Origin of the sequence: Flavobacterium suaedae (assembly GCF_014642915.1) — a bacterium.
In the GTDB taxonomy this organism is placed as follows: Bacteria; Bacteroidota; Bacteroidia; order Flavobacteriales; family Flavobacteriaceae; genus Flavobacterium; species Flavobacterium suaedae.
In genome coordinates this window covers 48,048-59,547 of the sequence record NZ_BMJE01000002.1, presented here as the reverse complement: position 1 = coordinate 59,547, position 11,500 = coordinate 48,048, and the positions used below count along the sequence as shown (strand labels likewise).

Here is an 11,500-nt window from a genome sequence, read left to right as displayed (position 1 = left end):
ATTTCTTTACTATTTTTACCCCTAAAATTAATTTATATGGCATCATCTTTTGAGAAATTTCAGAAAAGAAGGCTTCTTTCCTCTTATTTTTCCGTGATACTCAGTATGTTCATAGTGCTTACCCTGCTGGGTGCACTGGGGCTTTTTGTTATTAATACCGACAAAATATCGGGTCATGTAAAGGAAAACATACCTATTTCGGTTTACTTTAAAAGAGATGCAGACCCTGAAACCGTTAAGGCTTTTGGTGAAAAATTAAAAGATGCCGAGTACATAAAAGACTATGCTTATGTTACTAAGGAAGAGGCTGCTGCCAATAACAGGGATATTATGGGCGACTATGAGAACCTTTTAGACAGCAACCCGCTATCTGACTCGTATGACCTGCACTTAAAAGGGAATTATGTACAAGCGGACAGCATTAAAAAAATTGAAGTAGCTTTTCGTTCTAACCCTGAGGTTAGTGATGTTACGTATGATGTGCTTATGGTAGAAATGGCGAATGAGAACATTAAAAGGATTTCTTTCTGGATATTGATTATAAGCGGAGTACTGGCATTTATATCCATGCTACTTATAAACAGCTCATTAAGGCTTTCTATTTACTCGCACCGTTTTATTATTAAAACCATGCAAATGGTAGGTGCTACTAAATCATTCATCCGCAGGCCGTTCATCTGGAGGGGTATCAAGCTGGGGCTTATCGGTTCACTGTGTGCTATAGCGGCGCTATTGTGGTTTATATATTACTTAGACCAAAAATTCCCTGTATTAAATATTTGGGAGGACTGGGTGCCCAATGCAATAGTTTTTGCAGGTGTACTGCTATTTGGTATTGTAATAGCGGCTATAAGTACTTTTTTCGCTACACAACGATTCCTTAACCTGCGTACAGACGATTTGTATTAATCAGTCTATAGCGAAAAGGCATAAGGCAATAGTAAAGATAAAAATCTGAAAAATTTAAAAACCATATAACGTGGAAAATAAAACAGAAAACAAAAACGAAATAAAAACACACTTCCTTTTTGAGAAGGTTAATTATAAAATACTTTACATAGGTATAGCAGTAATAGCTCTTGGCTTTATACTAATGGCTGGTGGCGGTAGTGACGACCCAAAAGTTTTTAGCGATGCTATATTTAACTTTCGCAGAATAAGGCTTGCTCCTACTCTGGTATTACTTGGTTTTGGGGTTACTATATATGCAATAATGAAGAAACCGGAAACGATAGAGGCTGTCCCTGTAAAGGGTGAAGAAGAAACATTCCCAAAAGATAAAGCCATTAAAAACTTTAAAAACAAAAAATAATAATGGATTTTTTTCAGGCTGTTATCATTGCTATTATAGAAGGGCTTACTGAATATTTACCTGTATCATCTACCGCGCACATGATTTTTGCCAGTTCGTACTACGGCATTCAGGAAGATGATTATGTAAAGTTATTTCAGGTTTCTATACAATTCGGGGCTATACTTGCAGTAGTTGCCCTGTACTGGAAAAAGTTCTTCGATTTTACTCGTGTTAACTTTTTCCTTAAGTTATTCCTTGCTGTAATACCGGCACTAATACTGGGTTACCTTTTTGACGACCTTATTGAAAGTGCACTGGGCAACCCTATACCCATTGCTATAGTATTAATAGTGGGTGGTGTTATTTTACTTTTTATAGAAAACTTTTTTAAGAACCAACCTATTAAAAAGGAAGAAGATATATCTAACAAAAAAGCAATAGCCATAGGTTTTTGGCAATGTATTGCCATGATGCCGGGAACAAGCCGTTCGGCTGCTTCTATTATAGGGGGTATGCAACAAGGCTTAACCAGAGAGGCTGCTGCTGAGTTCTCTTTTTTCCTTGCTGTACCTACTATGGCTGCTGCAACATTATATTCTGTTTTCTTAAAAACATACGACCATACAGGACTTAAAGGGTATGAATTGCTTACACAATCATCAGATACGCTTACTATGTTCTTTGTGGGTAATATTGTTGCCTTTATAGTTGCTGTTATTGCCATAAAAGGGTTTATAGGCTTTATTAAAAAGTACGGGTTTAAACCTTGGGGCTGGTACAGAATTATAGCAGGCTCTTTACTATTGGCTTATTTTTTAACTTACAATTAATTCAATTTGACTTCACCTGAAGATTTTACAAACGGAAAAGTTTTATTAATTGACAAACCTCTTACATGGAGTTCTTTTCAGGCAGTAAACAAAGTAAAGTGGGCACTGAAAAAACAACTGGGTTTAAAAAAAATTAAGGTTGGTCATGCAGGTACGTTAGACCCTCTTGCTACAGGCTTATTAATTATCTGCACAGGGAAGTTTACTAAACGTATACCTGAATTACAGGGGATGGTAAAGGAATATACCGGTACATTTCATATTGGTGCCACCACGCCATCATACGACTTGGAAACCGAGATAAACCAAACCTTCCCTACCGAGCATATTGATGATGCGCTTATTAATAAAACTACCGAACAATTTTTAGGTGAGATAAACCAAAAACCGCCTATTTTCTCTGCCATTAAAAAAGATGGCAAAAGGCTGTATGAGCATGCCCGTAAAGGAGAAGAAGTCGAAATAAAATCACGAAAAGTAACCCTACACGAGTTTGAAATTACCCGAATAAACTTACCCGAAGTAGATTTCAGGGTAGTATGCAGTAAGGGTACTTACATTCGTTCCTTAGCAAACGATTTTGGTGAAGCATTACAATCAGGTGGGCATTTAACCGTACTGAGACGAACTAAAATAGGAGATTTTTCCGTTGAAGATGCTATAACTCCTGAAATGTTTGAAAATGAAATCAGTAGCTAACTTTTTATTTACTGTTATTTTACTAATGTCTTTTTCCTGTTTCTCCCAAAACAAAAAGAAACCGGAAACCGTATTTATTACAAGTTCTGAACCAAGAGAAAAGAAGAAAGAAAAAGAAGGCAGGGGCTTTATACCTTTTACACAGTTAGCAATTAATATGTCGGTAAGAGGTAACCCGGAAGGTAATGATGGAGATGGTGAACTTGAACTATCTGACTTTATAATTCCCGATGGACTTGAAGGACACTTTGGTTATGGCTATCTTTACAATTCCTGGTTAGGGTTATCAGCCAATACGGGAGTTGACACTTCTTCATCAGATAAACTGGTAGCAGTACCTGTATATGCCATGCTTACTTTTACTGTAGATGCTTTTGATGATAGCTCCATTATAGCACAGGCAGGCTTAGGACACAGTTTTGCTATAGGTCGTGGGAACCTTTCAGGAACATACCAAAAATACCGATTGGGGTTAGTTGTTGGCGAATTTTTAGCCATTAATTTAGATGTTAGTCTTTATGGGTTTAATCCTGATAAAGAAAACATAAATCAGGTAGGTAATTTTAGCATAGGTATCTCTTTACTAAAGCTTTTTGAAAAATGATACGATATATTTTATTCCTATTAATTAGCATAAGCGCTTCTGCACAAAAAATGCAGTTACAGGATGGTGACCTTATTTTTCAGGATATGGATTGCGGTCCGTTATGCGATGCTATTGAAGCCGTAACCGAAGGCTATAACGGTAACGATTTTAGCCATATGGGTATGGTTTATTACAAAAACGACAGTATATATATATTAGAAGCAGCAGGAAGTGCTGTAAGGTTAACTACTCTGGAAAAATTCTCTGAAAATACTAAAAAGCCTATGTATGTAGGCAGGGTTAAAAAGAAGTATAAAAAACTAATTCCGTTAGCTATTAGTTTTTCATTACAACAAATGGGAGTACCGTATGACGATGAATATGTATACGACAACGGCAATTATTATTGCTCAGAGCTTATTTACGATGCTTTTATGTTTGCCAATGGCGGTAAACCATTTTTTCAGCTTTACCCCATGACGTATAAGCAACCCAATACTAATGAGTTTTTCCCTGCATGGGTAGAATATTACAAAAGCATTGGTGCAACAATACCCGAAGGGCTACCGGGGTGTAACCCCGGCGGAATGTCTGTATCAGACAAAATTGAAATTATAGACCGGATTGAACCTTAATCGCTTAGATTGATTTGATTACTTAGTTTGGGCATTCTCTTCAAGCATTGTGGTAATTTCTTCCATTGTAGACATTCCTTTATCATGTAAATACCATTTCTGGAGTTCAACTTTTGCTTCTTCGTTAATTACACCAAACTTTTCTTTATAGTCCTTTATTAACTGTGCAGCACCTTTAGGTCTTGGTCCCCAACTGCCTAAAACAGCATTTGTTTCTGCATCCAGCAAAACCAGTTTAGGTATAGAGCGCGATCCGTTAGTTAAAAACTGCGTCATTAAAGCATCATTTTCATCGCGTAGTACCAAACGTAAATCTAACAAATCATTTTCTGCTGCCATTTTATCCATTATAGGGACAAGTTGTGCAGCATCCCCACACCAACCTTCGGTAATTACAAGCAGTATATAACTTCTGTTTATTTTCTTTAATCGTTCGCTTATTTCAAGCGTAACTTTAATAGTTCTATCAAGGCGATTCATTCTTACTTCATTAAGAGAACTATAATGCGTAAGGTCTTCTGACTGTGTATCTCCTGTTGATAAACCGTCTAATAAAAGTTGTGATATATGGTTTCTGTACTCTGAGTAGCTATAGCTTTTTTCAAGGCTTTCGGCAATAAGTGTTTCCATTGTGCAATGTTTATTTCTTACAAATTTACACCAACTTTACTAAGCAACCAACCCTTACAATACACAAAAAAAATGTACTTTAGTTGGATAATTTACAACCAATGAAAATAGACGGAGCCAACGTAGGGCTAATACTTTCCGGCGGAGGAACAAAAGGCATAGCCCATGCGGGAGTAATTAAATTTTTAGAAGAAGTAAACATTAAGCCTACACATATAGCCGGCACCAGTTCAGGGGCTATAGTATCGGCGCTATATGCATGCGGGAAAAGTCCTCAGGAAATACTGGAATTTTTTAAATCTATATATTTTTTCCACTGGAGACATTTTACTTTTCGTAAACCCGGCTTTATAGACTCCGAAGCATTTAAAAATTATTTTGAAAGTGTATTTGGTGACAAACTATTAGGAGAGCTTCCATACAAAATGCATTTAACGGCTACCGATTTAGTATCGGGCAAATTGCGCATATTTGGTCCTGAAGTAAAAGTTGTTGATGCTATACTGGCATCTTCAGCATTTCCCGGAGTTATATCTCCCCATAAAATAGACGATAAGTTATATAGTGACGGTGGTATATTAAACCACTTCCCTACTGATATTTTACAGGGCCGCTGCGAAACCCTTATAGGCGTGTATGTAAGCCCTATGCAAAAAGTAGAAGCAAAAGATTTAAAAACAATAAAAGCTGTTACCACACGTGCTTACGAACTACTATCGGCTAATACTAATATGCAGAAGTTTACCCTTTGCGATTGGGTTATAAGCCCTGATGAACTGGCACTTTACAACACTTTTGAAACAAATAAAGCTAAAATGGAGAAAATTTTTAAAGTAGGGTACGAAGCTGCAAAAAAATCGTATGAAGAGCTTCTTGTATAATTACCGATAACGAAAAAGAGTTTTTCAAAAAACATTTATTACTATATTTGCACCAGTCAACGCAACCCTATGAAATATAAAAGAATTCTCCTGAAATTAAGTGGTGAGGCCCTAATGGGCGACAGGCAATACGGTATAGATCCTAAAAGGCTTGCCGAGTATGCTGACCAAATTAAATCAATACACGATAAAGGTGTAGAAATAGCAATTGTAATAGGAGGCGGTAACATATTTAGAGGTGTAGCCGGAGCCAGTAACGGAATGGACAGAGTGCAGGGCGACTATATGGGCATGCTGGCAACCATTATAAATGCTATGGCATTGCAAGGTGCTCTTGAAGATGCCGGTATGCAAACCCGATTACAAACAGCACTTAAAGTAGAAGCTATTGCCGAACCTTACATTAAAAGAAGAGCTGTACGCCATTTAGAAAAAGGACGTATTGTAATATTTGGTGCAGGTACTGGTAACCCATACTTTACTACCGATACTGCTGCTGTATTACGTGGTGTTGAGGTTAATGCCGATGTTATACTGAAAGGTACTCGTGTGGATGGTATATATACTGCTGACCCGGAAAAAGATCCGGCTGCTAAAAAATATGATAACCTTACTTTTGAAGACGTACTTAATAAAGGACTAAATGTAATGGATACTACAGCCTTTACACTAAGCCAGGAAAATGAGTTACCGATTATTGTTTTTGATATGAACAAAGAAGGTAACCTTGTAAAGGTATGTGAAGGAGAAACAGTAGGTACTACCGTTAGCGTTTAAAATATTAATTGAAACTGAGAATTACTTAACCTTATGGAAGAAATAAATTTTATTTTAGATACCGCAAAAGAATCTATGAATGGTTCTATAGCACACCTTGAAAAAGAGTTTCTAAACATTCGTGCCGGTAAAGCAAGCCCTGCCATGTTGGGTAGTGTTATGGTTGATTACTACGGAGCACAAACACCTCTTGCACAGGTAGCAAACGTTAATACTCCTGATGCAAGAACAATAACCGTACAACCTTGGGAAAAAGCTATGATGCAGCCTATAGAAAAAGCTATTATAATAGCAAACTTAGGTTTTAACCCAATGAATAATGGTGAAAGCATTATTATAAATGTACCGCCACTTACAGAAGAGCGCAGAAAAGACCTTGTAAAGCAAGCTAAAGCGGAAGCGGAAGAAGCTAAAATAGGTATACGAAATGCTCGTAAAGATGCTAATAACGATATTAAAAAACTGGAAAAAGAAGGCGTATCGGAAGATGCTCGTAAAAATGCAGAAGACGATATACAGGAATTAACAGACAGTTACATAAAAAAGATTGACGAAATACTCTCACACAAAGAAGCCGAGATAATGAAAGTATAATTTTTAAATCCGCCGAAATGGCGGATTTTTTATTTATACATATCTTTGCAGAAATAAAGGACACTTTCTGTCGTTCCTAGTATAAAAAAGGTACATGAAAAACCTTGCACTACTGCTCTTTTTTATAAGTTTTACCTGCCATGCACAATTTACAGTAACAGGAATTGTAAAGGATCGTAAAAGTAACACCCCGTTACCCTATGCTACTATTATTACTGACGAGGGAGAAACACTGGCAGCAGATATTGACGGTAAATTCTCTACAGAAGTGCAAAAATGGTTTATAGTAAGCTATACCGGCTATAAGCAACAAAAAGTTAAAGCTACCCGAGGCAAGAGTAACTATACAATATTACTTAAAGAACACGCCGAGGAACTAAAAGAGCTTGTTGTTGAGCGCAATAATGCTGCAAACATACTTATAAGAAAGGTAATTTATAAAAAACCTGATAATGACCCACAGAAAAAGCTAAACAGCTTTAAATATAAAAGCTACAACAGGCTTTTAGTAACTGCAAACCCTGATTCTATTTCCGGTAAGCTTGACTCTATTTATGTATATGAGCGTATAGGGAGGCGTTTTCAAAAAATTGATTCTACTGATTTTAAATTCAAGAAACTGGTTGAAAAACAGCACCTATACCAAACAGAAAAAGTATCTGAATTTAAATTCAATAAAGAACAGGGACTTAAAGAAAATATACTGGCAACACGTATGGCAGGTTTTAAACAACCGCTATACGAAATTATAGGCCTAACCCTGCAATCCTATTCTATATACCAAAACAATATTGAACTGGTTGAAACCAAATACGCAGGCCCTCTGGCTGATGACGCTCTTAGCAACTACCAGTATAAAATACTGGATACTATTGCGGTTGAAGGCAGAGATACTTACATGATATACTTTTCACCTAAAAGAGAAAGAAAAAAGAAAAAACTGGAAGGGGTTATTTATATAGACCGCGAAAATTATGGTGTTGCTAAAGCAGTACTCAGGGCAAAAAGTGTTTTAGATGTTACTTCTACACATTTATTTCGCTATGAAAAAAAACTCAACTTATGGTTTCCTGAAGGGAAAAAACTTAAAATAAACAAAGGGAACAGTTCACATGATATTACCATTTTAGGGGAAACCATACGGTTTGATGCTGCCAGTGGTAAAGACAGAGATAAAGAGGCTTCTGATTATGTATACCTGCTCTCCGAATCAGTTAATTTTGATTACGAATACAATACACCCGTAACTATTAAACATGGCGGTATTGCTATAGAAATTAAGGATGAAGCGATAAACCGACCTGAAGAATACTGGAATAAGTACAGACGCGACACACTCGACTCCAGAAGCATGGAAACCTACATTGCACTGGACAGTATAGTGGCTAAAGAAAAGCTGGAAAAGAAAATATTTTTAGGTAAAAAAATTATTAATGGGTATATACCTATCGGCTTTTTCGACATTAACCTAAGAGAAGTTATTAAATATAACAACTACGAAGGGTTTCGTTTAGGAATAGGCGGAATTACTAATAACAAGTTAGCCGATAATTTCAGGATAAGCGGTTATAATGCCTATGGTACTAAAGACGGTATATTTAAGTATAATATAGGCGGAAGTGTCAGGGTGCATAAATTTTCCAGCTCATGGGTAGGCTTTTCGTACACGGATGATGTAAAAGAAATTGCAAGCACATCATTCGCTACTGATAAAAAAGTATTTAAGCTATATGACCCCCGCCCTATTAACGTTTCTACTTTTTACAATCACGAAACGTGGAAAATACACATCGAATCAAAAGCAATACCTAAAACCGAAGCAAACTTACAAATTGCCCGAAGCCGCATAAACCCGAAATTCAATTACATTTTTACTCCGGGAGATAAAATTTATCCGCTATTTAAACTGGCAACAGCTACACTGGCTTTACAATGGAATCCTTTTAGTGATTTTATGCAAACACCTTCGGGCAGAATAGAAACTGATGAGCGCTTCCCTCAATTTACATTTCAATATATGCAGGCATTACCCGGCATTATGGGTAGCGACCTTAATTTTGGTAAACTTGATTTCAGAACTGAGTTTCAAAAAAAATATTTAAACGGACAAAAGTTAGAAATGCTGCTACAAACCGGAGTAGCAGTTGGCGATACACCTCTTACCCATCTTTACAACACATCGCCTAACAACCTGAATAAAAACGGCATTTTAAAAAGAATAACGTTTGCGGGTAAAAACAGTTTTGAAACAATGTATTTTAATGAATTTTACTCCAGTCAATATGTAATAGGTCAGGTTAAATACGGTTTAAACCGTTTTACAATATTCAGGGCTTTAAAGCTGGAACCCTTATTTGTAACACGCTTTGCATGGGGTAATATGGAAGACGCTCAAGAACACAACGGCATTACATATAACACACTGGAAAAAGGGTATTACGAGAGTGGTTTCGAATTTAATCAAATATTTAAAGGCTTAGGCTTTTCAGCATTTTACAGGTATGGTCCTTACCACCTGCCGCGTTTTGACAGGAATATAGCTATAAAAGTATCATTTATGCTAAAACTTCTTTAGTGTGATACTACCTTTAATCCTATAATAGAAGCTATTAAAGTAGTAAGGAAAAACAACCTCCAAAAATCAGAAGGTTCTTTAAAAACAAAAATCCCTACCAAAACAGTACCTGCTGCACCAACTCCCGTCCAAACGGCATAAGCAGTACCTATAGGTAAATTTTGCGTTGCTTTATACAATAAAAACATACTAATAGTAAGACAAACAAAAAAGCCTATCATCCAGTAAGTAGAAGCTAAGCCTGTAGTCTCTTTAGCTTTACCAAGACATGAAGCAAACCCTACTTCAAACAGTCCTGCTATAACAAGTAATATCCAGTTCATGGTGTTAATGTAAAGTTTTCTAAATATTAAAGCAATTCAATTTAAGTTTTTTGTTGTTTTTAGTACATTTGCAGGCATTTACATTATCATTGAGCAATTTATTAGCTCATCATATAAAAAAGTAATTAAATTGGAAATGAAACATACAAAAGTTAAAGACCTACTGAATAGCACTAAGCCAGTGGATGAAGTATCAGTAAAGGGATGGGTTAGAACTTTTAGAAGCAAACGCTTTTTAGCACTGAACGATGGTTCGGTAATACATAACATACAGTGTGTTATTGACTTTGAAAACACACCGGAAGAAACTTTAAAAAGAATTACAACCGGAGCTGCAGTTGCTATACAAGGAAATCTTGTAGAAAGCCAGGGTTCGGGACAGAAATACGAAATACAGGTTACGAACATTGAAATACTGGGCGACTCTGATGCCGAGGACTACCCAATGCAGCCTAAAAAGCACTCTCTTGAGTTTTTAAGAGAGAATGCTCACCTGCGTGTGCGTACTAATGTATTTGGTGCTATAATGAGAGTACGGTCGGTACTGTCATTCGCAGTACACCACTATTTTCAGGATAGAGGGTTTGTATACGTAAACACGCCTGTTATTACCGGTAGTGACGCTGAAGGAGCAGGAGAAATGTTCCGTGTTACTGCATTACCTGCACAAAATCCTCCGGTAAACGAGGAAGGTAAAGTAGATTATACACAGGATTTCTTCGGTAAAGAAACAAACCTTACAGTATCAGGACAGCTTGAAGCTGAAACGTATGCTATGGCATTAGGTCAGGTATATACCTTTGGTCCTACTTTCCGTGCGGAAAACTCTAACACGTCACGTCACTTAGCAGAATTCTGGATGATAGAACCTGAGGTTGCGTTTAACGACCTTGATGCTAACATGGACTTAGCAGAAGACTTTATAAAGTACGTTATTCGCTATGCAATGGAAAAATGTCCTGAAGATTTAACCTTCCTAAACCAAAGGTTACAAGAAGAGGACAAAAAGAAACCTGCTGCCGAACGTAGTGAAATGACATTGCTTGAAAAACTGCGTTTTGTACTGGAAAATAACTTTAAGCGTGTAAGCTACACTGAGGCTATAGATATACTTAAAAACTCTAAGCCTAATAAAAAGAAGAAGTTTAAATACATTATAGATGAATGGGGTGCCGACCTGCAAAGTGAGCATGAGCGTTACCTTGTGGAAAAACACTTTAATTCACCTGTAATATTATTTGATTACCCTGCCGATATTAAAGCATTCTACATGAGGCTTAATGATGACGGTAAAACCGTTCGAGCCATGGATATTCTTTTCCCGGGTATAGGAGAAATTGTAGGCGGTTCACAAAGAGAGGAAAGACTGGAGGTACTACAGGACAAAATTAACGAACTGGGCATCGATGAAAAAGAGCTATGGTGGTATCTTGATACCCGCCGCTTTGGTACAGCAGTACACAGTGGCTTTGGTCTTGGTTTTGAGCGTCTTGTACTTTTTGTAACTGGTATGACTAACATTCGTGATGTAATACCTTTTCCTAGAACACCGCAAAACGCTGATTTCTAAAAATAATCTTACATATCTGTAAATACAGGTATTACACTCAAGCTTTATAATTTTATCTAAAAAGCATAGGGTTGTAATACCTGTTTTTGTATTTTTATACTACAAT

At 36.8% G+C, this 11,500-nt stretch carries 12 protein-coding genes and 1 pseudogene; 11 read left to right on the top strand and 2 right to left on the bottom strand.

Features of this window, described 5'->3' with window-relative positions; translation table 11 throughout:
* Nucleotides 1-36: 36 nt before the first annotated feature.
* From IEW45_RS03270 to IEW45_RS03245, 6 genes and pseudogenes are all read left to right on the top strand, one after another.
* Entirely contained in the window at nucleotides 37-909 is an 873-nt protein-coding gene (locus IEW45_RS03270) for a cell division protein FtsX (RefSeq protein ID WP_188619812.1), read from the top strand.
* 70 nt (nucleotides 910-979) lie between these two features.
* Nucleotides 980-1,228 (top strand): annotated as a pseudogene (locus IEW45_RS03265) (DUF3098 domain-containing protein); the annotation flags it as partial.
* 86 nt (nucleotides 1,229-1,314) lie between these two features.
* Complete coding sequence (locus IEW45_RS03260) at nucleotides 1,315-2,124, top strand: undecaprenyl-diphosphate phosphatase (protein ID WP_188619810.1); 810 nt, start codon at nucleotides 1,315-1,317, stop codon at nucleotides 2,122-2,124.
* Between the two features lie 6 nt (nucleotides 2,125-2,130).
* Nucleotides 2,131-2,823: a tRNA pseudouridine(55) synthase TruB gene (gene truB / locus IEW45_RS03255; RefSeq protein ID WP_188619809.1), complete on the top strand. Its 693-nt coding sequence runs from the start codon at nucleotides 2,131-2,133 to the stop codon at nucleotides 2,821-2,823.
* A complete protein-coding gene (locus tag IEW45_RS03250; RefSeq protein ID WP_188619808.1) occupies nucleotides 2,807-3,427 on the top strand; it encodes a hypothetical protein in 621 nt (206 codons plus the stop codon). The genes truB and IEW45_RS03250 overlap by 17 nt, the downstream gene beginning before the upstream one ends.
* Nucleotides 3,424-4,044, top strand: coding sequence for a YiiX/YebB-like N1pC/P60 family cysteine hydrolase (locus tag IEW45_RS03245; RefSeq protein ID WP_308421023.1), 621 nt, complete (start codon nucleotides 3,424-3,426; stop codon nucleotides 4,042-4,044). The genes IEW45_RS03250 and IEW45_RS03245 overlap by 4 nt, the downstream gene beginning before the upstream one ends.
* 18 nt (nucleotides 4,045-4,062) lie before the next feature.
* On the opposite strand, the gene IEW45_RS03240 is transcribed toward IEW45_RS03245, so the two are convergent.
* Nucleotides 4,063-4,674, bottom strand: coding sequence for a thioredoxin family protein (locus IEW45_RS03240; protein WP_188619807.1), 612 nt, complete (start codon nucleotides 4,672-4,674; stop codon nucleotides 4,063-4,065).
* Nucleotides 4,675-4,775: 101 nt separating this feature from the next.
* On the opposite strand from IEW45_RS03240, the gene IEW45_RS03235 reads away from it, so the two are divergent.
* The 4 genes from IEW45_RS03235 to IEW45_RS03220 all read left to right on the top strand — a co-directional run bounded on the left by IEW45_RS03235 (nucleotide 4,776) and on the right by IEW45_RS03220 (nucleotide 9,501).
* Nucleotides 4,776-5,555, top strand: coding sequence for a patatin-like phospholipase family protein (locus tag IEW45_RS03235; RefSeq protein WP_188619806.1), 780 nt, complete (start codon nucleotides 4,776-4,778; stop codon nucleotides 5,553-5,555).
* 69 nt (nucleotides 5,556-5,624) lie between these two features.
* Nucleotides 5,625-6,332 carry a UMP kinase gene (gene pyrH, locus IEW45_RS03230; RefSeq protein ID WP_188619805.1) on the top strand — a complete coding sequence of 236 codons (708 nt, stop codon included), beginning with the start codon at nucleotides 5,625-5,627 and terminating at the stop codon, nucleotides 6,330-6,332.
* Nucleotides 6,333-6,365: 33 nt separating this feature from the next.
* On the top strand, nucleotides 6,366-6,926 hold the full coding sequence (gene frr, locus IEW45_RS03225; protein ID WP_188619804.1) for a ribosome recycling factor: 561 nt from the start codon (nucleotides 6,366-6,368) through the stop codon (nucleotides 6,924-6,926).
* A 94-nt stretch (nucleotides 6,927-7,020) separates the two neighbouring features.
* Nucleotides 7,021-9,501 carry a DUF5686 family protein gene (locus tag IEW45_RS03220; RefSeq protein WP_188619803.1) on the top strand — a complete coding sequence of 827 codons (2,481 nt, stop codon included), beginning with the start codon at nucleotides 7,021-7,023 and terminating at the stop codon, nucleotides 9,499-9,501.
* Here IEW45_RS03220 and IEW45_RS03215 read toward each other — a convergent pair.
* Nucleotides 9,498-9,824 (bottom strand): DMT family transporter, encoded by a 327-nt coding sequence (locus IEW45_RS03215; protein ID WP_188619802.1) that lies wholly within the window; start codon nucleotides 9,822-9,824, stop codon nucleotides 9,498-9,500. The two genes, IEW45_RS03220 and IEW45_RS03215, sit on opposite strands and share 4 nt — an antisense overlap.
* Before the next feature lie 136 nt (nucleotides 9,825-9,960).
* Between IEW45_RS03215 and asnS the strand changes: the two genes are divergently transcribed.
* Nucleotides 9,961-11,394: an asparagine--tRNA ligase gene (gene asnS, locus IEW45_RS03210; RefSeq protein ID WP_188619801.1), complete on the top strand. Its 1,434-nt coding sequence runs from the start codon at nucleotides 9,961-9,963 to the stop codon at nucleotides 11,392-11,394.
* Nucleotides 11,395-11,500: the final 106 nt, after the last annotated feature.